Source organism: Tessaracoccus sp. (assembly GCF_016714275.1).
Classification (GTDB): domain Bacteria; phylum Actinomycetota; class Actinomycetes; order Propionibacteriales; family Propionibacteriaceae; genus Arachnia.
In genome coordinates this window covers 352,313-374,862 of the sequence record NZ_JADJNP010000001.1, presented here as the reverse complement: position 1 = coordinate 374,862, position 22,550 = coordinate 352,313, and the positions used below count along the sequence as shown (strand labels likewise).

General features: G+C 65.3%; 22 protein-coding genes and 1 pseudogene. 15 read left to right on the top strand and 8 right to left on the bottom strand.

From position 1 onward, the window contains the following. Positions 1 to 11: 11 nt before the first annotated feature. Genes IPJ61_RS01795 through IPJ61_RS01765 form a run of 7 tightly spaced genes read right to left on the bottom strand, consistent with a single transcriptional unit; the run spans position 12 to position 5,142 of the window. Positions 12 to 875 (bottom strand): ParB N-terminal domain-containing protein, encoded by an 864-nt coding sequence (locus IPJ61_RS01795; RefSeq protein ID WP_297102418.1) that lies wholly within the window; start codon positions 873 to 875, stop codon positions 12 to 14. Then, the gene (locus tag IPJ61_RS01790) at positions 872 to 1,009 is read right to left on the bottom strand and encodes a ParB N-terminal domain-containing protein (RefSeq protein ID WP_297102416.1); all 138 of its coding nucleotides are present in this window, start codon (positions 1,007 to 1,009) and stop codon (positions 872 to 874) included. The genes IPJ61_RS01795 and IPJ61_RS01790 overlap by 4 nt, the downstream gene beginning before the upstream one ends. Further along, on the bottom strand, positions 1,006 to 1,965 hold the full coding sequence (locus IPJ61_RS01785; protein WP_297102414.1) for a hypothetical protein: 960 nt from the start codon (positions 1,963 to 1,965) through the stop codon (positions 1,006 to 1,008). Before IPJ61_RS01785 ends, IPJ61_RS01790 begins: the two co-directional genes overlap by 4 nt. Positions 1,966 to 1,977: 12 nt before the next feature. Continuing rightward, the gene (locus tag IPJ61_RS01780; RefSeq protein WP_297102412.1) at positions 1,978 to 2,409 is read right to left on the bottom strand and encodes a hypothetical protein; all 432 of its coding nucleotides are present in this window, start codon (positions 2,407 to 2,409) and stop codon (positions 1,978 to 1,980) included. Then, complete coding sequence (locus IPJ61_RS01775) at positions 2,406 to 3,137, bottom strand: DUF2637 domain-containing protein (RefSeq protein ID WP_297102411.1); 732 nt, start codon at positions 3,135 to 3,137, stop codon at positions 2,406 to 2,408. The genes IPJ61_RS01780 and IPJ61_RS01775 overlap by 4 nt, the downstream gene beginning before the upstream one ends. Then, a complete protein-coding gene (locus tag IPJ61_RS01770) occupies positions 3,137 to 4,066 on the bottom strand; it encodes a bifunctional DNA primase/polymerase (RefSeq protein ID WP_297102409.1) in 930 nt (309 codons plus the stop codon). Before IPJ61_RS01770 ends, IPJ61_RS01775 begins: the two co-directional genes overlap by 1 nt. Next, positions 4,066 to 5,142 (bottom strand): ArdC-like ssDNA-binding domain-containing protein, encoded by a 1,077-nt coding sequence (locus IPJ61_RS01765; protein WP_297102407.1) that lies wholly within the window; start codon positions 5,140 to 5,142, stop codon positions 4,066 to 4,068. The genes IPJ61_RS01770 and IPJ61_RS01765 overlap by 1 nt, the downstream gene beginning before the upstream one ends. Positions 5,143 to 5,530: 388 nt before the next feature. On the opposite strand from IPJ61_RS01765, the gene IPJ61_RS01760 reads away from it, so the two are divergent. The 15 genes and pseudogenes from IPJ61_RS01760 (at position 5,531) to IPJ61_RS01690 (ending at position 20,608) form a co-directional block, all read left to right on the top strand. Then, entirely contained in the window at positions 5,531 to 5,962 is a 432-nt protein-coding gene (locus IPJ61_RS01760; RefSeq protein WP_297102405.1) for a hypothetical protein, read from the top strand. 61 nt (positions 5,963 to 6,023) lie between these two features. After that, positions 6,024 to 6,488: a hypothetical protein gene (locus tag IPJ61_RS01755; RefSeq protein WP_297102403.1), complete on the top strand. Its 465-nt coding sequence runs from the start codon at positions 6,024 to 6,026 to the stop codon at positions 6,486 to 6,488. Beyond that, entirely contained in the window at positions 6,485 to 7,522 is a 1,038-nt protein-coding gene (locus IPJ61_RS01750; protein ID WP_297102402.1) for an MAB_1171c family putative transporter, read from the top strand. Before IPJ61_RS01755 ends, IPJ61_RS01750 begins: the two co-directional genes overlap by 4 nt. Then, a complete protein-coding gene (locus IPJ61_RS01745) occupies positions 7,519 to 8,655 on the top strand; it encodes an alpha/beta hydrolase family protein (protein ID WP_297102400.1) in 1,137 nt (378 codons plus the stop codon). Before IPJ61_RS01750 ends, IPJ61_RS01745 begins: the two co-directional genes overlap by 4 nt. A gap of 126 nt (positions 8,656 to 8,781) precedes the next feature. After that, positions 8,782 to 9,039, top strand: a complete 258-nt coding sequence (locus IPJ61_RS01740; RefSeq protein WP_297102398.1) for a helix-turn-helix domain-containing protein — start codon at positions 8,782 to 8,784, stop codon at positions 9,037 to 9,039. Next, on the top strand, positions 9,036 to 9,689 hold the full coding sequence (locus IPJ61_RS01735; RefSeq protein ID WP_297102395.1) for an N-6 DNA methylase: 654 nt from the start codon (positions 9,036 to 9,038) through the stop codon (positions 9,687 to 9,689). Before IPJ61_RS01740 ends, IPJ61_RS01735 begins: the two co-directional genes overlap by 4 nt. Further along, positions 9,686 to 11,353 (top strand): Eco57I restriction-modification methylase domain-containing protein, encoded by a 1,668-nt coding sequence (locus IPJ61_RS01730; protein ID WP_297102393.1) that lies wholly within the window; start codon positions 9,686 to 9,688, stop codon positions 11,351 to 11,353. The genes IPJ61_RS01735 and IPJ61_RS01730 overlap by 4 nt, the downstream gene beginning before the upstream one ends. Beyond that, a pseudogene (locus IPJ61_RS22110) lies at positions 11,346 to 12,140 on the top strand (GIY-YIG nuclease family protein); the annotation flags it as partial. The gene IPJ61_RS01730 and the pseudogene IPJ61_RS22110, both read left to right, overlap by 8 nt. Positions 12,141 to 12,511: 371 nt before the next feature. Continuing rightward, on the top strand, positions 12,512 to 13,909 hold the full coding sequence (locus IPJ61_RS01720) for a hypothetical protein (RefSeq protein WP_297102390.1): 1,398 nt from the start codon (positions 12,512 to 12,514) through the stop codon (positions 13,907 to 13,909). A 262-nt stretch (positions 13,910 to 14,171) separates the two neighbouring features. Continuing rightward, positions 14,172 to 14,408, top strand: a complete 237-nt coding sequence (locus tag IPJ61_RS01715; RefSeq protein WP_297102388.1) for a heavy-metal-associated domain-containing protein — start codon at positions 14,172 to 14,174, stop codon at positions 14,406 to 14,408. Between the two features lie 34 nt (positions 14,409 to 14,442). Beyond that, a complete protein-coding gene (locus tag IPJ61_RS01710; protein ID WP_297102386.1) occupies positions 14,443 to 16,443 on the top strand; it encodes a heavy metal translocating P-type ATPase in 2,001 nt (666 codons plus the stop codon). Positions 16,444 to 16,482: 39 nt separating this feature from the next. Beyond that, on the top strand, positions 16,483 to 16,914 hold the full coding sequence (locus tag IPJ61_RS01705) for a cupin domain-containing protein (protein ID WP_297102384.1): 432 nt from the start codon (positions 16,483 to 16,485) through the stop codon (positions 16,912 to 16,914). A 33-nt stretch (positions 16,915 to 16,947) separates the two neighbouring features. Further along, a complete protein-coding gene (locus IPJ61_RS01700) occupies positions 16,948 to 17,853 on the top strand; it encodes an NADP-dependent oxidoreductase (protein ID WP_297102382.1) in 906 nt (301 codons plus the stop codon). Between the two features lie 85 nt (positions 17,854 to 17,938). Continuing rightward, entirely contained in the window at positions 17,939 to 18,628 is a 690-nt protein-coding gene (locus tag IPJ61_RS01695; protein WP_297102381.1) for a Crp/Fnr family transcriptional regulator, read from the top strand. A gap of 30 nt (positions 18,629 to 18,658) precedes the next feature. Next, positions 18,659 to 20,608, top strand: a complete 1,950-nt coding sequence (locus tag IPJ61_RS01690; RefSeq protein ID WP_297102379.1) for a heavy metal translocating P-type ATPase — start codon at positions 18,659 to 18,661, stop codon at positions 20,606 to 20,608. A 66-nt stretch (positions 20,609 to 20,674) separates the two neighbouring features. Here IPJ61_RS01690 and IPJ61_RS01685 read toward each other — a convergent pair whose 3' ends face one another. Beyond that, positions 20,675 to 22,417, bottom strand: coding sequence for a heavy metal translocating P-type ATPase (locus tag IPJ61_RS01685; RefSeq protein WP_297102377.1), 1,743 nt, complete (start codon positions 22,415 to 22,417; stop codon positions 20,675 to 20,677). Positions 22,418 to 22,550 lie beyond the last annotated feature (133 nt).

Genomic DNA, 22,550 nt, shown 5'->3' with positions numbered 1-22,550 from the left:
AAGACCTCAGCTCAGAGTGCGCGCAGGATCGGCTTCGCTGCGTGGGCCTCGCGTGCGGTGCGGAGATCGTCGGCGAAGCGGGCGGTGGCTTCGGCGACGGTGAGGAAGTTCTCGTACTGGTCGTCGGTCAGCTCGACGGCGAGCACCGCGATGTCGTAGTGGGTCCACCAACTGGCGAGTTCGCCCCAGGTCTGGACGAACGCCCGCACCGGATACCGCACCGGCGGCGCGTCGTCGGGCACGAACGGCTTGGGTCGGGGCTTGGGCTTCTTGCCCTTCTTCATCGCGTTGGCCCGGGCGACGGCATCCTCCGCGAGGGCGTGCATCGTCGCCTCCCGCACCTCACGCGCAGCATCGGCGCTCTCGCGGATCGCCAGGTAGAGCGGATGCACCGGGTCACCTGCCTCGATCCGCTCCAACGCCGCCGCCGCTTCCGCGCGGAGCGACTCAGGCTGGGCGGGATTGGCAGCGATCTCTTCGATGTAGCCAACCTTCTCCAACGTCTTGTACGACACGCCGCCAGGGATCATCGCCGCCGCCTGTTCCCGAGCCTTCCCGGTAGGGCCGCTTGACGGTGGTGGAAATTTTCCACCACCGTCATTTCCTGGCTGGTTCTCGGCGCTGAACTGGGTGGCGGACTTCCGGCGGGCGGCGTCGTCTGCCATGACTTGCTTGATCTCGCGGTAGAGGCCTGCGGCTTCGAGCTGGTTGTAGGGCTTGTGGAGCATGTTGTCGTCCTGCTCGGCCAGGAGCTTCCCGAGCCGATCCGACAGCCCGCCGCGCACCCACACGCTGACGGTGCGCCACCCGAGCATCTTGATCGCCGCCAGACGGCGCGCCCCGCAGACGAGCACGCCGTCGATAGTGATCGTCAACGGGGCAACAGACCGTCGCGGTCGATGGACGCGGCGAGGGTTTCGATGTCGCCGAGGTCGGTGCGGTGGCGCTTGCCGACGATCAGGGAGTCGACGGCCCGGTCGAGCTGGATACCGGTCTGCGGGTCGGTCATCGTGGCTCACCGCCCTGGGCTCTGGGTGCGGCGAGCGCGAGGGCGAGGATCAGGTCGTCGTCGCGTAGCAGCAGTTCCAAGGTCTCGCCGAGCAGGAGCCGCAGCAGCACCCCACGGCCTGCACTGGTGGTCGCGTAGGCGGGGTGCGGGTTCCCGAGCAGCGCCCGCAAGAGGGCAGTCCAGGTGGGTCGGGGCAGGTCGAGAAGCGCGCGGGCGTGCCGATCCCTACGCAGCGCCTCGTAGGCGGACTGGCGGGTTCCGGCTTTGGTGAGTGCGCCGCAGACGTGCTCGACCGAGGCCCGCGCGGTGTCGGTCGGCCAGTCGAGCAGGCACAGCAGCGCGATCGCGTCCTCTGCCGCCGACGTGGCCGACATGCAGGCCTGCGCCGAACCCAACAGATCATGCGGATCGGCCTCAAGGTCGCTGGGCAGATCGTCGGAGACGTGGAAGGCGGGGTGGTAGTCGGACAGTGCGGTGTCGCGGTCGGAGAACCGTTCGGGGTCGTGGAACGCGGAGACGTGGGAGCGGCGTGCCTGATGCACCGAGCAGAGGAGGCCTTGGGCGCGTTCTTCGTAGATGCAGGTGATCCGCACGGCGTGGGTGATGATCGCCCACGGGTCGTCGGCTTCGAGGGTGGAGCGGTTCTGCATTGCGTCGAACGCCGCCGCGACCGCCTCCCAGGTATCGAGGCGGTGTTTGCGCGCCAGTGCCTTGTACTTCTCGGCGGCGAACTCCATCAGATCGCGCGCGACCGGATCATTGACCCAGGCATCCTCACCACCGTGGTGGAGCCGGTGCAGCAAGGCGCGCAGGCCCTCGCCGGTCGTGAAATCCTCCCGCGAGGACTCGGTGCTGGGGTTGGTGGTTGTGGTCATGGTGTCGGCACCTCCTGGCAGGTAGGTGCGCGCCCGCTCCCACGAACGCGCCCATCCTGCGGTGGTTGCCGTCTGGACCATGACCTGCCACCCTCATCCGATCCCGACCCCAGGCCGTGTCGGGGCCGACGTGGTGACTGTGTGCCGGCCGAACGCCGTGATCGGTGGCAGGCGACGTGCGCGGTCGCGCGCGGCCTGCATCCCGATCCGCAAGGGTGTGCGGGTGCGGCGGGCGAGTTCGGCTTGGAAGTCCAGGCCGCGCCCGGCGACGTTCGCCGAATGCCGGGCCATCAGATCGGTCGGTCGCACCCACTCCACACCCCGACCACGAACCACGACGGCGGCGTGCTGTTTCTCGGTGCGGGCAACCTGCGCCGCACGCACCGCCTCCGACGTGGTCGAGGCCTCGACGGCAGCGTCGGGGCCGTCGCGAGGGACCGAGAGTGCCTCGTCGGCCGGGGTCGGCACGACGTGCTGCGGATCATGGCGGGGGTCGGTGTGCTGCGGGCCGTCGGTGGTGTTCATGGGGTTGTCTCCTCCCGCTCGTCGGCGGACTCGGTGATGTCAGTGGGAAGGTGTGCGGGGGCGAACCAGCGGCCCACGGTCGAGGGATGCACGCCGAGCTCGCGGGCGATCCGCTTGTTCGACCACCCCGCCTCACGCAGCTCCCACCCCAACGCTCGGCGATCCGCCGGATCGAGGGAATCGACGTCGGTAGGCGCGGACGCCAGCTCAGGGACGGCAACGGATGCGGATGCTGCTTCCAGTTCGTCCCGCGCTGGCTCAGCTGAGGTCTCGGCGAGCACGGCGACCTCGTGTCGGTCCGGCGTCTCTGGTTCCGGTGCGGCACTTGGGGTGCGGGTGAGGATGACGGTGAGGTGGGTGATCGCGAGCAGCACGACCGGGGGTACGGCTGCGACGGAGGCGGCGAGGATGCTGGGTACGTCGGCGTCGGCGGCGACAACGGCGTGGATTGCGTTCGCGGTGACCGAGACGAGCGCGCCACCGGTCAGGAGTGCCCAGGGGTACCAGGCGGAGCGTTGCCCGGCGAGCGCGACGACGGCGACGGTCGCGACGACGATGATGCCGTCCACGATCAGCGGCCACGCCCACGCCTGCCCGGTCCCGATCCCCGAACGCGCGGCAAGATCGGCGAGTGAGGTGAACGACAGCCAGAACGCCCCAGCGGCGATGAACACCGTCCCCGCCACTGCCGTCCCCGCAGCCCACCGTCGCGGACTCGTCTCACGCATCACAGCCCCGCCCTCCCGACAGAGGCCACCGGCGATGTTGCGGAGCGGCTGCACCATCGACCCGTGCTCGGTGCCCGACCGGCAGAAGTCGATTCGGGCATCGTGGCGCGGTAGGCCGAACGTACGGTCGTGGCGATCTCCCGCTCGCTGAGTCCGGCCTGCGCAGCGGCTGGGCCGAGTGCATCGAGCGTGTCGGAGGGTGGGGTGCCGTTTTCGGCGAGGCGGCACGCGGCCCAGAACAGGCCCCGGTTCCGTTCGCCCTCACCGCGCCCAGCGACCCAAGAGGCGAGCCGTTCGGCATCCACTGTCGCGGTCGCGCCGTCGCTGTTTCGCGTCGCCGGAGTCGGTCGGGGGTTGAGAAAGTCGCGGAGCCGTGCGGCATCGACGGGTCCGACGGAGTGCGCAGCGAGGTCGGCGATCTCGTAGCGCCGCACGGTGCCATCGATGGTGCGGAGCGAGGGTGGGGCGATGATGTAGCCGCCGTCGCCCCGGAAATCGACACCGGCACCTGCGGCCTGCCACGACCGCTGCTCGGTGCCTGGGGCGGCTGGGAAGTAGGCGTGCGTGCCGCCGGTCGGGGTCTGCACCAGCAGACCCGCCCCATCCACCAGCCCCTCGGACGAGGCCCGATGCCAGGCAGCGCGGCCATCGACTGGGCCGTGCACATCGACCTCCACCACGACGACACCCGACGGTGCGCCGGTGGGGAGGCCAAGGTTGGCATCCGGGGTGCGCGACCACCATTTGGCGACTTGCGCGAGGTCGCTGGTCGCGTCGAGGAACCCTCGGCGGGTGAGCGGCCGCTTCCCATCCGGTTGGCACGGGAACACGGGTACTCCGGCCGTTGCGAGACTGCGCGCTGCCGCTGCGAGGTCCGGGGTGCGGTCTACGCGGATGAGTGCGGCGAGAACGTCGAAGGGGTCAGGCATCACAGCCCCCGTCCCGCCAACACCGGTGCAGCATGTGGCCGGTCAGGCTCAACCTGCCGAGCCGCCGCGCGGGTCGGCTTCTCCGTGGTTGGGGTGTCGCGTTCGAGCCCGGGAGGGGTACCGTCGCCGAGCTGCAGGGTGTCGAGCTGATCGAGGATCGCCAGCGCCGCCTTGCGCACCCGCTCGCCGGTGGCCTGCACGATCTGCGCGGGCTCCTTGTCATCGGCGTGGGCCGCCCAGGTCGAGACGTACGGGATCGTGTAGCCGTCAGTGGTCATGCCGTGCGCGGCACCGATCATCAGCGCCACCGACTCGGCTTCGACCTCGCGGATACCGCGGTGCTGCCGCACCTCCACGTCGTCGGGATCGTGCATCATCACATGCGCGAGCTCGTGCGCCAGCGTCTTCACCTGCGCCGCAGGCGACATGTTCTCCCGTACCGACACCGTCCGGGTTTCGTGGTCGGTCATGCCGTTCGCACCCATGATCGCCATCTCGTCCGGCACCGAGACGACCTCGAACCCGGCTGCTCGAATCTGCGCGGCGAGACCGTCCCAGAGCCCTGCGGGGGCTTCGCCCTCCAACAACACCGGCGCAGGCGTCGTGGGGAGGGATTCGCCGTCGGTCTGGGAGACATCCCAGACATAGGCCGGTCGGGCACCGACCATGCGGGAGCGCACCACCTCACCGGGCTTCGGCTTCTCCCGCGGCCCCAGCCGCCGCCACGAACCAGAATCCGACGGCGTAGAGGTGGCGAACCTGCCCGTGACCGGAGCGAAGATCATGTAGCCCGGCTGGCCCTTCATCACCTGACGCCCCAGCCCTTGCCACTGCCGATACCCCGCAACCAAGGTCGGGAATGGTTCGGGCACGCGGCCGGCCTCGAAACCGGCCTGGTGCTGCACCCAGATCAGCATCGTGTTGTTGAACGAGCGGGAGCGGAACCTGGCCGCGAACGCGAGGGCGTCGCGCCAGTCGTCGCCGGAGACGAGCTGCTCAACGGCGCTCGTCAGCTTCTCGTGCAGCTCGTCGAGCTTCGCTTCACGCGCCGCCCGCTGCTCGGGTGTCGATGCCATGACCGGGTCTCCTCTCGCGACCGCCACGACGCTCGTGGGCGCGGCGGTACACCTTTGAGGTAGGCACCCCCTCCCGCCACGGCGAGAGCGCACCTGCCGGGCCAGCCCTACTGGGCGGCCTGGCATAGCGGCGTGCCCCCGTGAGGAGCCGCGCGGGATGGGCGCGAGAGCCAGCATTGTTCGCCTCCTCTCTGGCGAGAGCGACCCACCCAAGCAGGCAATTGAGCATGCTCAAACGGGTCGGAGTTCCCATTGGAGCACGACCGTTGAGCATGCGCAAGCCTTGATTTGTGCATGCCCAACGAGTAGCGTTGAGCATGCACAACCGCCCTCCGGGGTGGACAACAGCGATGCCTTGCCCGCCACCAGGGAAAGGAGGTCAGCGGCCATGACCGAAGAAGAGAACCAGGCTGCGGCAGTCGATCTCGCCAACCGCTTGCGGCTCCTGATGGACGTTGCCGAGGCCGAGACCGGCGCAGAGCCGACCTACTCGCAGATCGCGGACTTCCTCAAAGAACGCGGCGTCAACCTGTCGCGATCGCGCTGGACGTACATGGTCAACGGCCACCGCCACGTCCAAGACCCCGCCGTCTTCGCGGGACTCGCCGCCTACTTCGATGTCGATACCGACTTCCTCACGGGAGCCGACGGCGCCACCACCCCGGAGAAGGTCACCGCGCAGCTCGACCTCGTTCGTTCCATGCGTGCGGCGAAAGTGAAGTCCTACGCCGCACGTACCCTCGGTGACATCTCACCGAAAGCACTCCACGCCATCACCAAGTTCCTGGATGAGGAAATGACACCCATGCCAGAGCACTGACAGGTATCGCGCAACGCGACGCCGATACCGGCCACGTGCTCTCCACCGAGAGGGGCGCACCGTGAATATCGAACAGACCGTATCGGCGGCCGTCGTGGACCTCCAGCTCGGCCACACCTTCACCCTCGACGACCTGATCCACGCCATCCAGGCCCGACGCGGGCGACCACTGAAGGTCTACGAACGCGACGACCTCGACACCAGCGACGGCATCTGCGCACTCTGGTTCGCCATCGAAGACGCCGACGTGATCCTCCTGGCCCGCACCGACTCGACGCTCCACCGCCAGCAGTTCGTGCTCCACGAGCTCGCACACCTCATCCTCGGCCACTGCGACGGAGAAGACTGCGCCGCCGTGGACATGCTGCTACCCGACATCCCACCAGACACCATCGCCCGGCTCCTCAGACGGCAAGACCTCGACTGCGAAACCGAGATCGCCGCCGAAACGCTCGCCGACCGCCTCGCCGCAGGCATCCGAGGACACGCCTTCGCCGAGTCCCGCTACTGGGAGGTCTTCGGATGACCCAGCTCCTCGTCGCGGCCCTGATGTGGGTACTCGTGGCGAGCCTGCTCATCATCCGCAGGAAACGCCCAGACCGCAGCGTCACCTACGCCGCTATCGCCATCGCGATCGCCATGACCTTGAACGTCGATGCTGTCTACGAGTCCGTCGATCCGCTCCTGGGCGGCACCAACATCGCCACCCTGATCGCCGACGCGGTGCTGATGATCGGGCTGTTCTTCCTCGGCCGCGCTGTCATGCACACCGGCGAACACCGCCCCCGCGTCGTGCGCGCGGCCCTGAGCCTCCCCATCCTGCTGCTGTCACTGGCCGCGATCATCGCCGCGTTCGCGTTCATCGACCGCAGCCCGACCACCACCAGGTTCATGATCGACCTCGGCGCACAGCCCGCGACGGCGATCTACTCGATCATCAACTTCACCTACTGCGGCATCGTGATCGCCGCAATGCTGATCCTCGCCGCCCGCCAGTACCGGGGCAACCACGGCATCCAGCGCCTCCCCGCCGCGCTCCTGACCCTCGGCTCGGCCTTCGGGGTGCTGCTCTGCCTCGCCGTCATCGTCATGGACATCGCCCACGTGACAGGTCAGCTCACCGTGCTGCGGGCAGTCCAGCCCACCTACTCGCCCTTGTCGCTGCTGACCTTCCTGTTCCTGTGCGCAGGCTTCACGGCACAACCCGCGATCCGGCGCGGCCGCCACTATGTGCGCCGTCGCCGCACGGTGGCGCTCTCCGCCGAGATTGAGCCGCTCTGGGAACGAGCGACCCGAGAACGGCCGGGCCTGAGCCATGTCGAACCACTCGCGGCCAGCGACGAGCCAGAAGCACGTCTCCATCGCAGGATCGTCGAAATCCGCGACGCCATCATTGACGGCCGCGTCGTCTTCACCATCACCCACGACGAGCGCGCGCTACTCCAAGCCGCCGAACAGCACCTCCTCGGCCATGCCCAGGCAGACACCACCCCGGCTGAACCGAGCGAGCTGATCGTGGGAGAACGCACTGCCGAGGGCAGTGGGGAGCGTGCCTCATGAAACGCGCCGTCACTCTTGGAGCTGGGCTCCTCGCGGGCGGAGCACTGGGTGCAGGGTGGGCCATCGCACGACGCTTCACCGCACTAGCCGGCCCTCGCATCTTCGACCTCACCATCCGCGACATCGAGCACGACGACGGGACTCAGCGGGTCGTTCTCGACCGTACCCCGCAGACCACCGCCGACGGCATCTACAGCCTCTGGATCGAACAGGGCGGCTGGGCACAACTTTCCGCAGAAGCAACCGATCGCGGCCCGGGCAGGATCGCCCGCACCGTCGTCGGCACCTCGCCGGGCCTGAAACTCGTGGCCGGTGACCGTGCCTCGTGGAGTGGCATCTACTACGCCACCCCGGCCGACGCTGGACTCAATGCACGTGACATCCGCATCACCACGCCAGCGGGTCCGTGCCCGGCCTGGCGCATTGACGGCGACCCCTCGACCTGGGCCATCCACATCCACGGACTCGGCAGCACCCGCGCCGGAACCCTCCGGGGCGTCCAAGTCGCCACCGAACTCGGCTACACGTCCCTTGTCGTCACCTACCGCAATACCACCGAAGGCCCCAGCGTCGGCGCCGGCCGATCGACCCTCGGCCGCACCGAGACCGCCGACGTAGACGAAGCCATCGGATACGCCGTCCGACGAGGCGCCCAACGGATCGTGCTCTTCGGCTGGTCGATGGGAGCCGCCATCGCCCTCCAACTCGCAAACCGACCCCGCCACCCCGGACTCATCACCGCACTCGTCCTCGAGTCGCCGGTCCTCGACTGGACCGAGACCATCAAGACCAACTGCACCCGCAGCGGACTCCCAGCCGCAGCAGGTCTCCTCGCCGTCCCGTGGCTCAGCGCCGGGCGGCTCGCGAGCATTGTCGGGCTGCGCGAGCCTGTCCCGGTCGGCCAGTTCGACTGGATCACTCGCGCCGCCGAGCTCACCACACCCACTCTCATCCTCCACGGCACGAGAGACAGCTCCGCACCGATCCGGCTCTCGCAAGCACTCCGAGACCTGCGCCCCGACCTCGTGACGCTGAAGACCTTCGACGCCGACCACACGCTCGCGTGGAACTCCGATCCCGAGCGGTGGCGCTCCGCAGTGACAGCCTGGCTCCGTGGACAGCTCACGCCCTGATCGCTTCGACTCGCGGCACCGGTCTCGTTCGGCCACGCCCGGACAAACCCAGCTCAAGCGGCACAACTCCCGATACGATGGAAGATGTTGGCCCGCCCGGGTCACGGAGTGCGAGGGAGGGCCAACGTGGCTGAGCCGTGGCTATCCGCAGACGACATCGCCGCCCACCTCGGGATCACCAAAGACACCGTCTACACCTGGATCGCCGAGAAAGCCATGCCCGCACACAAGGTCGGCCGCCTCTGGAAGTTCCAAGCCAGCGAAATCGACGACTGGGTACGCGCCGGTGCTGCCTCCAGCGACTCCCAAGCTCCCACGCCGCAGCCGAATGTCGGTGGTCGCTCGTACGCTCACCACAACGAGGAGAGGGAGGGGCAAGGATGACGCTGAGTGAGGCCCAGCGCTTGGTGAAGTCCAAGCAGCGTGTCGCGGACCACGGAGAGGTCTTCACTCCCGCGTGGATGGTCGAGGACATGCTTGATCTCGTCAAGCATGAGTCCGAGCGGATCGACTCTCGCGTTCTTGAGCCCGCCTGCGGCTCGGGCAACTTCCTCATTCCCGTCCTGTCTCGTAAGTTCGCGACGGTCCAGGCTCGCCACGGCAGGAGCGATTTCGAGAAGCGCCACTATGCGCTGCTGGCGCTCATGTGCGTCTACGGTATCGAGCTGCTCGAAGACAACGCAGAGGAGTGCCGAGAGAACTTGGCCGAGCTCTTCGATGCCTTCCTGGGGATCGACGCCACCGACGAGTGGGCCACTGCGGCACGCGTTGTCCTGGCTGTAAACATTGTCCGCGGCGACGCGCTCACGATGACGTTGCCAAGCGGCACCCCGATCACGTTCGCCGAATGGGGATACTTGGGGAAAGGTAAGTTTCAGCGCCGTGACTTCCGCTATGACGAACTCACCCAGCGTTCCGCGTGGGAGGCGGAGGGGTCGCTGTTTGCTGACTTGGGGGCCGATCTGTTCGCACCGCAGGCGACGTACCCCACGATGACCGTGAGTGATCTGGCCGGAAATGCGGGTGCTACATGAGCATCATGCAAGCCTCGTTTATCCTGCGCGGGCACAACCCAGATGTGTTGACCTGCATTGCGAACCTCTCCAACGACGAGGTGTTCACGCCGCCCGAGTTCGCTAATCAGATGCTCGACACCCTGGCGACAGCGTGGGCAGACGCCAACGACGGCGCGGACATCTGGGCTGATCCGACTGTGACCTTCCTCGACCCCTTCACCAAGTCGGGGGTGTTCCTCCGCGAGATCGTTCGCCGGCTCACTGATGGGCTGATCCTGGAGATTCCCGACTTGGCCGAGCGGGTCGATCACATCCTCACAAAGCAGGTCTTCGGGATAGGGATCACGCAGCTCACGGCACTGCTGGCACGCCGGAGCGTGTATTGCTCCAAGTTCGCCAACGGTCCGCACTCCATCGCCAAGTCCTTCACGACGGAGGACGGCAACATCTGGTTCGAGCGCACAGAACACACCTGGGGCGGAGGCAAGCGCGAGTTCCGTGCAGACCCGCTCACCAGCGACGAGGTCACGGTCTACACCAACCGCAAGTGCATCTACTGCGGGGCGGGGGAAGGCGACTACGCACGTGGCGACGACCTCGAAACCCACGCCTACGCCTTCATCCACACCGACGACATCAAAGCTCGCATTGCCGAGCTGTTCGGAGACAACATGCAGTTCGACGTCATCATCGGCAACCCGCCCTACCAGCTCAGCGATGGCGGCTATGGCACCTCGGCCGCACCGATCTATCAAATGTTCGTCGAGAAGGCACTGGGCCTCGACCCACGCTTCGCCGTCTTCGTAACTCCGTCCCGCTGGTTCGCCGGAGGCAAGGGCCTCGACGAGTACCGAAAGAAGATGCTCTCCGACCACCGCATGCACGACATCGTCGACTACCCGAAGCTCTACGAAGCCTTCCCGGGCGTGAAGATCAGGGGTGGGGTCTCATACTTCTTGTGGGATCGTGATTACGACGGTCCCTGCACGATCCAGACTATGTGGGACGGTCAGCCCGTTGGCGAGAACGCATCCCGATACCTCGACGCTTACGACGTACTTGTTCGCCGCAACGAGGCAGTTCCGATACTAGAAAAGGTGCGGGCGCTCGCCGAACCGACCCTGGACTCAAGGGTGTCCAGTCGTAAGCCATTCGGCCTGCCGACGAACTTCCATGGTCGGCCAAGCCCGACCGCGCTCAAGGCGCCGGTAGAGCTCTTCGGGTCACGCAAGGTGACTTGGGTCGAGCGCGGCGATATCGCCTTGAACGATTCGTGGATCGATGAGTGGAAGGTCCTCATGACTGCCGTGCAAGGCACCAGCGCCGCGATCGAGACGAAGTTCCTTTCTCGCCCGATCCTCGCGGGTCCGGGCACCGCGTGCAGCGAGACGTACCTTGTTGCCGGACGATTCACTTCGGAAGAGGAAGCTCGTCGCTATGCGGGGTACCTGCGCACCCGCTTTGTCCGGTTCCTTGTATCCCTTCGCAAGTCCACTCAGCACGCAACCAAGGACGTCTATGCCTTCGTCCCCGATGTGCCACTGGATCGAGAGTGGACGGATGGTCTGCTATACGAGCGCTATGGCTTGACGGAAGACGAGATAGCGTTCATCGAGTCCCAGGTGGCTCCTCACGACGATGCTCTGTTCGAGGATGACGGCACGGACGTAGACGATGAGTAAGGACATCGACAGCCTCCTGCCTGAGAGGCCGCCGACGCGCCTTCGCATCTATGCGTGGGCGCCGAACGACCCTCCAGTCGGGTATACGGGATTGCTGAAGGTCGGGCAGACGACGAAGGCGGATGTCAACGCGCGCATTCGTGAGTCTCAGGGGCAGATGCAGCAGGCCTACACGCTGCATATCGACGAACTCGCGGAGCGAAACGATGGGTCAATCTTTCGGGATTCCGAGGTGCGGCAGCGGCTGATCGAGAAGGGGTTCGAGAACCCGATCTTCGGTTCGGCTCGCGAGTGGATGCGCTGCACCCCCGCAGACGTGCTCACCGCGATCGCCGAGCTGCGTGAGGGCGTGAAGCTCAGTGGCACCCATCATGAGACGTTTCCGATGCGGCCGGAGCAGGCGAGTGCGGTTGATAAGGCTGAGGGGTACTTCGAGTCGATCTGGGCTGAGGACGCCAGAGCCGTCCCGAGGTTCTTGTGGAACGCAAAGATGCGGTTCGGCAAGACCTTCGCTTCTTACCAGCTCGCCAAGCGCCTAGGCGCGAAGCGTGTGCTCGTGGTGACGTTCAAGCCCGCCGTCGAGGATGCCTGGCAGACCGACTTGGAGTCGCACGCCGACTTCGACGGCTGGCAGTACCTATCATCCGCCACGGGCGGCAGCCCGGACGATGCCGACAAGACCCGCCCACTGGTGTACTTCGGCTCCTTCCAAGACTTGCTTGGGCGTGACCGCAAGACGGGGCTCATCAAGTCGAAGAACGAGTGGGTCCACACCACCAACTGGGACTTGGTGATCTTCGACGAGTACCACTTCGGCGCTTGGCGTGAGTCGGCCAAGGAGCTGTTCGAGGGTGAGGACGAGAGGGTCAAGCAGAAGGAGATCGCCGCCGAGTACAACGACGGCCTCATCGCCTTCGACGAGGAACTCGACGAGCTCGGCAACGACGAGGACGACTTCCTGCCGATCACGACTCGCGCGTACCTGTACCTGTCGGGCACGCCGTTCAAGGCGTTGGCAACCGGTGAGTTCATCGAGGAGCAAATCTTCAACTGGACCTACACCGACGAGCAGCGCGCCAAGGCCGAGTACGCCGCGGCGCACCCTGACGCTTGGAACCCGTACGGTGCGTTGCCGGAGATGCGGCTGTTCACCTACAGATGCCGGACGAGCTCATCGCGGTCGCGAATCAGGGCGAGTTCGATGAGTTCGACCTCAACGCCTTCTTCGAGGCCAAGGGCACCGGTGGCGACGCGGAGTTCGTTCACAAGGCCGATGTGCAGAAGTGGCTCGACATCATCCGTGGCGCGCACCTGCCGACCCAGGTCGACTCGATGCGGATGGGCACCCGCCCGCCGTTCCCGTACTCCGATGTGCGACTGCTGCCCTACCTGCAGCACTCGTTCTGGTTCCTGCCCAACGTCGCCGCGTGCGAGGCGATGGCGAACCTGCTCGCGGAGAAGCAGAACGTGTTCTGGCACGACTACAAGGTTCTTGTCGTCGCCGGGACCCGCGCCGGAATCGGCCTCGATGCGCTCCCTCCGGTGCGTGCGGCCATCGGGGACGGCCACGACACCAAGACGATCACGCTGTCGTGCGGCAAGCTCACCACGGGAGTCACGGTCAGGCAGTGGTCGTCGATCCTGATGCTGCGCAACCTGAACTCGCCCGAGACCTATTTCCAGGCGGCGTTCCGGGTCCAGTCGCCGTGGTCGATCAAGAACCCCGACGGCGACGACCCGAGCGCCGAGGCCGTCTTGAAGCCCGTGTGCTTTGTGTTCGACTTCGCGCCGACAAGGGCGCTTCGTCAGATCGCCGACTATGGGGCTGGACTCTCGCCCGAGACCCCGAACCCCGAACAGGCAGTCGAAGAACTGGTGAAGTTCCTGCCCGTCCTCGCCTACGACGGGTCGAACATGACCCAGGTGGACGCTGGCGGCATCCTCGACATCGCCATGTCGGGCACCTCCGCGACCCTCCTGGCCCGCAAGTGGGAGTCCGCAATCCTCGTCAACGTCGACAACGACACCCTGCGCAAGATCATGAACAACCCCGACGCCCTCAACGCCGTGATGAACATCGAAGGCTTCCGCGCGCTCGGCAATGACATCTTCGAGACAGTCGTCAACAAGAGCGACGCGGTGAAGAAGGCTAAGAAGGAGAAGGGCGAGGACGTCACCCCGGCTGAGAAGAAGGAATTAACGGCCGAGGAGAAAGAGTACAAGTCCAAGCGGAAGCAAATTCAGGACAAGCTCGTGAAGTTCGCTACCCGCATCCCCGCGTTCATGTATCTGACCGACTTCCGCGAGAACACCCTCCAAGACGTCATCACCAAGCTCGAGCCCGGCCTCTTCCGCACCGTCACTGGCCTGACCGTCGAAGACTTCCACCTCCTCGTGAACCTCGGCGTCTTCAACGCCACCCACATGAACCAGGCCGTCTTCGCGTTCCGCCGCTACGAAGACTCCTCCCTGTCCTACACCGGCATCGAGTCCCACAAGGGACTGCGCCGCTACGGCCTCTACGACACCGTCGTAGCCGTCGATGAGCGTGCTTGAGATGCATCGCTCAGCCGCTTGCTGGCATTTCCGTGATCGCCTGCCGTCCAGTCCCGCACTGGAGCAGAACGGTGCTCCGCCCCATGGGTGCCCCCGTAGCCTCCCTGGGCTGGCGCCGTCCTGAAGGAAGTCGCCGGGGTGCTGGCCGCCACGACTTGATCCATGTCAAGGCTGAAATTCACACGCATCAGTAGCGTGGGCAGCACACGTCGGGAAACTATCCCGGTCAACGCCCACGTTGGGCACGCAGAAAGGTACCGCCATGAGTAACACATCCGAAATCACTCACACGCTGCTGCGCGCGGAGGGCTTCTCGTGCCCGTCCTGCGTCACCAAGATCGAGAAGCAGGTCGGCCGCTTGGACGGCGTCGACAATGTGACGGTTCATTTCGCTTCCGGTCGTGTCGAGGTCGATCATGACGGGGCCAAGGTCTCGGTCGACGACTTGATTGCCGCAGTGGAGAAGGCTGGATACAAGTCCAAGGTCTCCACTTTCTGACGCGCACTTAATTGATACGAAAGGCAGCGAGGTCGTGAACGCGGTTCGCAAATGGAGGTACGGCAACTGGTTTGTGCCGGTCGTGTCGGGCGTCTTGATTCTGATCTCGTTCGGCATTGAGCACCTCTTCGGCAGCAGCCTGAACGTGACGGTGTCCCCGCAGTGGTGGGTGCATGCGGGTGAGCACGCACACGGGTCGGGTGACGTGTTCACGCTCGCCAATGCGTTCATGCTTGCCGCGGCGATTGTGGCGGGCTACGGCATTGTCGTCAAGGCGTTTCGTGCGCTGATGGTCAAGTTCATCAGCATTGATTTGCTGGTCTCGATTGCCGCCATCGGAGCGATCATCATCGGCAACTTCTGGGAAGCGGCCGCGGTCACGTTCTTGTTCGCGATCGGTCACGCTCTCGAAGCGGGCACGATGAACAAGACGCGTGCCGCCCTCGCTGCCCTTGTTTCGGTGGCCCCCGACCGTGCCGTGGTGCTCCGAAACGGTGACCAGGTGGAGATCCCCGCGGGGCAGGTGCGCATGGGTGAGATCGTGCTCGTCAAGAACGGTGCGAAAGTGCCCGTTGACGGGCAGGTCGTCTCGGGTACGGGCGCGATCGATGAGGCATCGATCACCGGCGAATCCATTCCGGTCGAGAAGGCCAAGTCTGATCACGTGTTCGCAGGCACCGTCTCGCGCGGCGGATTCCTGCAAGTCATGGCGACGGGCATCGGAGCGGACACGACCCTTGCACGCATCATCCACCGGGTGGAGGAGGCGCAGGATGCGAAAGCGAAGACGCAAGCATTCATCGACCGATTCTCGAAATGGTACACACCGGCTGTAATGGTCCTTGCCCTTGCTGCGGGACTCATCTCTGGCGACGTGGTGCTGGGCTTGACGCTGCTGGTGATCGGTTGCCCGGGAGCCCTGGTGATCTCGATCCCGGTGGCGATTGTCGCGGGGATCGGGCGTTCTGCCCGCAACGGGATTTTGATCAAGGGTGGCGAGTACCTGGAGACCTCCGCGAAGATCTCGGCCGTCGCTGTCGACAAGACCGGCACCCTCACCGAGGGCCGCCCCGTACTCACCGATATTGTCGTGCTCGATCCCGCACTGGAGCGTCGAGACGTGCTGCGCTGGGCGGCGGCAGCCGAGGCCGGTTCCGAGCATCCGCTCGCCCGCCCCATCCTTGACACGGCTCGTGCGGAAGGCGTTGCGCCGGTAGGCGTCCCGGGCACGGTCACCCCCGTGATCGGGAAGGGGATCGTTGCCGACGTTGACGGCGGGCGCGTGTTGATCGGCAATGCGGCGCTGCTTGAGCAGTACGGCATTGCCAACGATGCGGGTTCGGCAGCGGCGGCGAACGAGTTGGCGGCGGCGGGCAAGACGCCGATGATTGTCGCGGTGGACGACGCAGTCATCGGTGTGGTCGCTGTCGCGGATGCGATACGCGAAGACGCGCCTGAGATGATTCGGCGACTGCATGCCAGCGGCGTCAAAAAGGTGGTCATGCTCACCGGCGACACCCGCCTCGTTGCCGAAGCGATTGGACAGGCAACCGGTATCGACGAGATTCACGCATCGCTCTTACCCGAAGACAAACTCGATGCGGTGGCACGAATGCAGCGCGAAGGGTATGTCGTCGCCATGGTCGGCGACGGTGTGAACGACGCCCCTGCCCTGGCGACGGCCGATATCGGGGTCGCCATGGGGGCCGCCGGCTCCGCGGTAGCGGTAGAGACCGCAGATATCGCCCTGATGGGCGACAACCTCCTGAAGCTTCCAGAAGCGATCCGTCTTGCCAAGCGCACCGTGAGCGTGATGCGACAGAACATTGCCATCGCGCTCATCACCGTGATCCTGCTGCTGATCGGTGTCTTCGCCGGAGGCGTAACGATGTCGCTCGGGATGCTGGTGCACGAAGGGTCGGTGCTCATCGTGATCCTCAACGCCATGCGGCTGCTCCGCAACACACGCGGAGACACAGCCCTGCCGAAAGCTGAGCGCACGACCACCACTGCCGTCAGCGCAACATCGCTGTAGAACCCGCTAATCGAAATTCTCAGAAAGGTAGAAGAAAACATGAACGAACAACAACACACGGTCACCGGGAACGTGAAGCACTTCATCATCGATGATGTTGTCAAGGCAAACCCCGACTTCCGTAAAGTGCTCTGGACAGGAGAACACTCCCAACTGGTGGTGATGACGATCCCCGTGGGAGGCGAGATCGGTGACGAGGTGCACGACACCACCGATCAACTCTTGACATTCATCTCTGGCACCGGCCAGGCCGACCTTGATGGTCACACCCATGCCGTCGATGCCGGAGACCTGTGTGCAGTTCCCGCTGGTACCCGCCACAACTTCCGCAACACGGGTGACGAACCCCTCGTGCTCTACACGGTCTATTCACCGCCCGAACATTCGATCGACGCGGTGTATGCCACGAAGGAGCTGGCGGATGCTGCCGAAGCTTCGGGCGAGGACGCGCCTCCACAGGGCGCACACTGAAACCGACAGAGGCCATAGGAAGTGCACACAGCGATGTCGAAAGTACTCGTTTTCACCTCCTACGGTGGACCTGAGACCGAACAGATCATCGAGCGTCCGATGCCCACACCCGGCCCGGATCAGGTCGCGATCGAGGTGAAAGCGGCTGGAGTGAACCCCGCTGACTGGAAGACTCGCGAGGGGCGATTCGGGAAACATCACGCGCTGCCCAAAGAGATGGGGTTCGAGGCGTCAGGAATCGTCACGGCAGTCGGCGACGACGTCTCTGGCTTCTCTATCGGCGACGCAGTCTTGGGAGCTGTGGCAGAAGAGTTCGGAGGCATCGCTGAACACGCAGTGCTGGCGGCTGCACGCACGGTGCAGAAGCCCGAGATAGTTTCCTTTGCTGACGCTGCGGTACTTCCGGTGGCCGGTGCCACCGCATACGACCTCACCCACCAGATCGAATTGGAACCCGGCCAAACAATGCTGATCATCGGGTCAGGTGGTGGAGTCGGACTCATTGCCGCCCAGATTGGTCGCGTTCACAAGTTCACGGTCATCGGGGTCGGGAGTGCATCCAAGCAAGACCTCATCACATCGACCGGCGCAGCCTTCGTCCTTTCAGGCGAAGGTGCCGCCGACCGGGTGCGTGCAATCGCTTCAGATGGGGTGGATCTCATCCTTGACCTCGTTGGCGGTGAGGTTCTGCGCGAGTTCGCCACTCTCGTGAAGAATCCCAAGAATATTGTCAGTGCCGCCGATGCGGCAACCGCGACTGATCTTGGTGGAGCCGGGCTGGTCCGCACCGCTGAGAGCCTCGCGAAGATCACTGGCGTCGTCGAGTACGGACTCGTTGATCCGCACGTGGTGCAGCAGTTCGCGCTCGTGGACGCACGTACCGCGGTCGCCGTCGTCGAATCCGGGCACGCCACCGGGAAGGTCGTCGTGACCCCCTGATTCCACCGCATTGCCATACTGGATAAGAGACTGGAGGAGAAGGAAAGGAGCACCTTTGTCAACATCACTGCCCCCGCCATCAGCGATGAGCGAAGCAGCCGAACTGTGCGTGAGCCTGGTACCCCTGTTCCAGGGGTTGAGCTACGACGAGCAGCTGGAGGTGGCCCGCGTCGCACACCCCACCCAGCTCGACCGCTTACAGCAGGTCTATGGCGCGGGAAGTGACGTGTCACAACTGATGGTGGTGCACACCGGACGCGTCAAGATCTCTCGTACAAGCCCCGACGGCCACGAGCAGATTATCCGGGTTCTCGGCCCGGGAGACTTCATCGGCGAATCCGCGTTCCTCACCGGCACGAGACCCGATCATTCGGCAACGGCGCTCGAAGCCGCAGAGCTGTGCGTGTTCCGTCATGACGATCTCGGCAAGCTCGTCGAGAAGCACGCGAGCATCGGATTGCGGATGCTGCAGGGTGTGAGCAGGCGGCTCGGTGAAGCGGAAGCCCGATTGGCCGCGGTGATATCCGGGGATGTGAGTTCGCGCCTCGCCGACTACCTCCTCGCCCTCCCCGCACAACCCGGGACGGATCGCCTTTCCGTGGTTATGCTCCCGCTCGCCAAGAAGGACATCGCGTCGCTGCTGGATACGACCCCGGAGTCGCTGAGTCGCCAGCTGCGCGCTCTCAGCGACGCGGGAGTCATCCTCCAGGGGGCAGGAGGCCGCGTCACGATCCTCGATGTCGACGCGCTCACGTCACTCGCAGCCCATGTGTAACGGAAACAAGAACGAGAACAAGGCGGCACGGTGACACAGACACTTTCCCCGTTGGAAGCCCCCGCGAAGCCGGGGCTTCTGCGCGAGACGCTGCAGTTCTTGCGGAGCCGACCGCTCATGGTCTTCGTCGTAATCGGCCTGGCAACCGGGGTGACGCTCTGGGCCACAGGGCAGCAGACCGCGCTCGCGATCACGGCGTTCCTCGTCGTTGGTGTGGTCATCGTGACGACGGCAATCGGTATGGTCCGCGACCTGATGAGCGGGCACTGGGGGCTCGACGTGCTCGCCGTCGTCGCGATGGTGGCTACCCTCGCGGTGCAAGAGTATGTTGCAGGGCTCATCATTGCGTTGATGCTCACCGGCGGCGAAGCGCTCGAAGCGGTGGCGGCGCGGCGAGCGAGCCGTGAGCTCGACATGCTCTTGAACCGTGCCCCCGCCTTCGCTCAGCGGGTTGACCCGGTCACCGGTGACGTGCAACGCATTCCCGTCGATGAAGTGGCGGTCGGTGACGAGTTGCTCGTGCGTTCATCGGAGGTGCTACCCGTGGACGGAACGCTCCTCTCCGAGCATGCGAGCATCGACGAATCGTCGGTGACCGGTGAACCACTGCCCGTGAGTTACCAGGCCGGTGACTCGTTGTTGTCGGGAACGGTGAACGGCACCGAGAGTCTCACGATGCGCGCTGAGAAGGTCGCGAGCGAATCGAACTATGCGGGCATCGTGAAGCTCGTCGAAGCGGCCGTCGATTCACGGGCTCCGATGGTGCGGCTCGCTGACCGATACGCGGTGCCCTTCACGATTCTGGCGCTGCTGATCGCGGGTGTCGCCTGGTATGTCAGCGGTGATCCGGTGCGGTTTGCTGAGGTGCTCGTCGTCGCCACCCCCTGTCCGCTTCTGATCGCCACTCCGGTCGCGTTCATGGGTGGGATGAGTTCCGCCGCGAAGCTGAACGTCATCATCAAAGACGGCGGAGCGCTCGAAGTGCTCGCGCGTGTACGCTCGGCCGCATTCGACAAGACCGGCACCCTCACACAGGGCAAGGCCGACGTCGTCAACATTGTGCCGGCGGCGCGTTCTGCGAGAGAAACGCTCCAACTCGCGGCCGCCGCTGAACAGTTCTCGGTACACGTGTTCGCAGAACCGATCATCGCCGCGGCACGGGTTCAGAAGCGCGAACTGCCACAGGTTGCACATGCAGATGAAGTGGCAACGAACGGTGTGCATGCTGTGTTCTCTGACGGCACGCAGGTGCGGGTGGGGAAGCCTGCGTTCATCGAAGAAGTGACCGGGCACATCACTCGCCCCGCCCTGGCTGCGGGCGAGACCGCGGTGTACGTGGCCGTCGGTAACGAGCTTGCCGGGGTGATCGTGTTGTCAGACCCTCTCCGCCCGCAGGCTGCAGACACGGTGGCTCGCCTCCGAGCAGCCGGGGTCGAAGAGATCGCGATGGTGACCGGAGACGTTGCACCGACCGCAGAATCCATCGCGCACGAGGCAGGCATCACGACGGTGCATGCCGAGACGACGCCGCAGACCAAGGTGGAGCTCGTGCAGGCGATGCGGCCCCGCCCAGTACTCATGGTCGGTGACGGCATCAACGATGCTCCCGTGCTCGCTGCCGCCAATGTGGGGATCGCGATGGCTGGGCGCGGTGCCACCGTGGCCAGCGAATCCGCCTCAGCTGTGATCACCGCAGATGACATTTCACGCGTCGCGGATGTGATGTACGTCTCCCGTCGCACCGTCACGATCGCACTGCAATCGATCTGGCTGGGCATCATCATCTCGGTAGGGCTGATGCTTGTCGCAGCCTTCGGGTATCTCCCCGCAGTGGTGGGTGCCCTCCTACAGGAAGTCGTTGATCTTGTCGCGATCGTGTCTGCGTTACGAGCGCTCAGTATCCACCGGCGCGTGAAACGTGAACGCGGGTCTGGAACCCCACTCGGAGCGGAAGCGTTCGCCCAGCCCACGCGTCAATAAGTCGCATCGTCGGACCGTCGGAATACACCCGCTCCGCATAGTCGCAAGTCAGCTGAGCTTTCGTCTTCACTCGTGCGATCGGGTGTTCGCAACTCCAGTGCTCGCCGCCCTGCTCTGTCTGCCGGGGATGAGGCGCGCGGAGTTGAGGATGAACGTCGTCTCGCTCCCGACATGGATGAGGGCTGCCACGACCGGGCTGAGCAGCCCGAATGCGGCGAGTCCGATGCCGATGAGATCGACGGCGATCGTGCCGATGAAGTTGAACATCACGATCCGCCGTGCCCGCTTCGCGACGAACAGTGTGTGGGCGAGGTCGTTCAGGTCTGAGCTGATCAGCACGACGTCGGCGCTCTCGCGGGCGATGTCGGTGCCGGATCCCATGGCGATCCCGACGTGGGCGTGGGCAAGGGCGGGGGCATCGTTCACACCGTCACCGACCATGGCAAGCGTGTGTCCGGCTGCGCGTTCCGCGTCGATCGCGGCAAGCTTCTGCTCTGGCAACAGGCCGGCATGCACGTCATCAATGCCAAGTTCGGCGGCGATGGCCCGTGCGGTTGCTTCCTGATCTCCGGTGATGATGAGTGTGCGCAGCCCGCGGCGGTGCAGTTCTGCGACTGCAGCCTTCGCGGAGTCGCGGAGCGTGTCGGCCAAGAGGATCGTGCCCGCGTAGGTGCCGTCGATACTGACGTAGACGGCGGTGGCGATCCCTTGCTCCGGTGGTGTGTCGGGGGCATCAGTCACCAGTCGTCGGCTCCCCGCCGCGATGACTCTGCCTGCGACTGTTGCGGTCACGCCCAGGCCGGGCCGGTAGGTGAAGTCCTCGGCCGATTCCAGTGGCAGGGCCAGATGGTTGGCATGTGTGATGATCGCTTGCCCGAGCGGATGCTCCGAATAGGCTTCGGCCGCAGCCGCGAGGGTCAACAACTCGTCCTCGGTCACGCCCGTTGCCGTGTGGATCCCGGTAACGGCCGGAGCGCCCATAGTGAGGGTGCCCGTCTTGTCGAACGCGACAGTATCCACGGTCGAGAGCGCTTCGAGATGCGCGCCGTCTTTCACGAACGCCCCCGACCGGGCGATCCGGGCGATCGCGGCGAGCACCGCCAGCGGCGTGCCCGCAACGATGCCGCACGCCCCGGCCACCACGACCACCGCGATCGCAGAGGTGATATCGCGGGTTACGAGGTAGGTGATGACCGCGCCGCCGAGCGCGAGGTACACCAGCCAGGCGGCGAGTTTATCTGCGAGGCGCTGCACGGGCGGTTCAGACTCCTGCGCCTGTCGCACTGCTTCCACGATGCGCCCATATGACGATGCTGCGCCGACTCGCTCGGCGCGGATTTCGACGGCACCGATCTGGTTGATGGACCCCGCGAACACCTCGCTGCCGACCCCCACGTCCACGGGCAGCGACTCGCCGGTGATCCGCGACTGATCCACGGTCGTCTCGCCCATGACCACCACGCCATCAACCGGGATGCGTCCGCCCGGACCAACGACAACCACCTGCCCCGAGACGACGTTGGACAGCGGCACCGTCGCAATGTCTACGCCCTGCCGAACCTGCACGGTGTCGGGGAGGAACGTCATGAGGTCGGTCAGGGCGTCGCGCCCCCGATCCATGGTCAGGTCTTCGAGGATTTCGGCGGCGAGCACGAACGTGGTGATCAGCAGCGCCGTCACCCACTCACCGATCGCAGCGGCTGCGACGATGGCGATCAGCATGGACAGTTCCATGCTCATGCGCCGCGCACGCATGTCGTGCAGCGCTTCCATCAGGATCGGCCAGCATCCGACGATCAGCCCGATCATCGCGACGACGGGCACTTGCGGCCACGGCCAGGTTACGCCGAGCGCAACGGTGAGGGTGCAGGCTGCGACGAAAAGGGTGCGCGCCAGATCGCTACGGTCGATCCGTCGCCACAGGCTTGCCGCGCCAGCTGAT

Bases quoted from the DNA above. Each gene is read 5' to 3' on its own strand.
- IPJ61_RS01745 (WP_297102400.1), top strand. From the start codon at position 7,519: ATGAAACGCGCCGTCACTCTTGGAGCTGGGCTCCTCGCGGGCGGAGCA.
- IPJ61_RS01770 (WP_297102409.1), bottom strand. From the start codon at position 4,066: ATGCCTGACCCCTTCGACGTTCTCGCCGCACTCATCCGCGTAGACCGC.
- IPJ61_RS01685 (WP_297102377.1), bottom strand. From the start codon at position 22,417: ATGATCGGGCTGATCGTCGGATGCTGGCCGATCCTGATGGAAGCGCTG.
- IPJ61_RS01730 (WP_297102393.1), top strand. From the start codon at position 9,686: ATGAGCATCATGCAAGCCTCGTTTATCCTGCGCGGGCACAACCCAGAT.
- IPJ61_RS01775 (WP_297102411.1), bottom strand. From the start codon at position 3,137: ATGCGTGAGACGAGTCCGCGACGGTGGGCTGCGGGGACGGCAGTGGCG.
- IPJ61_RS01780 (WP_297102412.1), bottom strand. From the start codon at position 2,409: ATGAACACCACCGACGGCCCGCAGCACACCGACCCCCGCCATGATCCG.
- IPJ61_RS01765 (WP_297102407.1), bottom strand. From the start codon at position 5,142: ATGGCATCGACACCCGAGCAGCGGGCGGCGCGTGAAGCGAAGCTCGAC.
- IPJ61_RS01695 (WP_297102381.1), top strand. From the start codon at position 17,939: ATGAGCGAAGCAGCCGAACTGTGCGTGAGCCTGGTACCCCTGTTCCAG.
- IPJ61_RS01735 (WP_297102395.1), top strand. From the start codon at position 9,036: ATGACGCTGAGTGAGGCCCAGCGCTTGGTGAAGTCCAAGCAGCGTGTC.
- IPJ61_RS01750 (WP_297102402.1), top strand. From the start codon at position 6,485: ATGACCCAGCTCCTCGTCGCGGCCCTGATGTGGGTACTCGTGGCGAGC.
- IPJ61_RS01700 (WP_297102382.1), top strand. From the start codon at position 16,948: ATGTCGAAAGTACTCGTTTTCACCTCCTACGGTGGACCTGAGACCGAA.
- IPJ61_RS01785 (WP_297102414.1), bottom strand. From the start codon at position 1,965: ATGGTCCAGACGGCAACCACCGCAGGATGGGCGCGTTCGTGGGAGCGG.
- IPJ61_RS01705 (WP_297102384.1), top strand. From the start codon at position 16,483: ATGAACGAACAACAACACACGGTCACCGGGAACGTGAAGCACTTCATC.
- IPJ61_RS01720 (WP_297102390.1), top strand. From the start codon at position 12,512: ATGCCGGACGAGCTCATCGCGGTCGCGAATCAGGGCGAGTTCGATGAG.
- IPJ61_RS01760 (WP_297102405.1), top strand. From the start codon at position 5,531: ATGACCGAAGAAGAGAACCAGGCTGCGGCAGTCGATCTCGCCAACCGC.
- IPJ61_RS01790 (WP_297102416.1), bottom strand. From the start codon at position 1,009: ATGACCGACCCGCAGACCGGTATCCAGCTCGACCGGGCCGTCGACTCC.
- IPJ61_RS01715 (WP_297102388.1), top strand. From the start codon at position 14,172: ATGAGTAACACATCCGAAATCACTCACACGCTGCTGCGCGCGGAGGGC.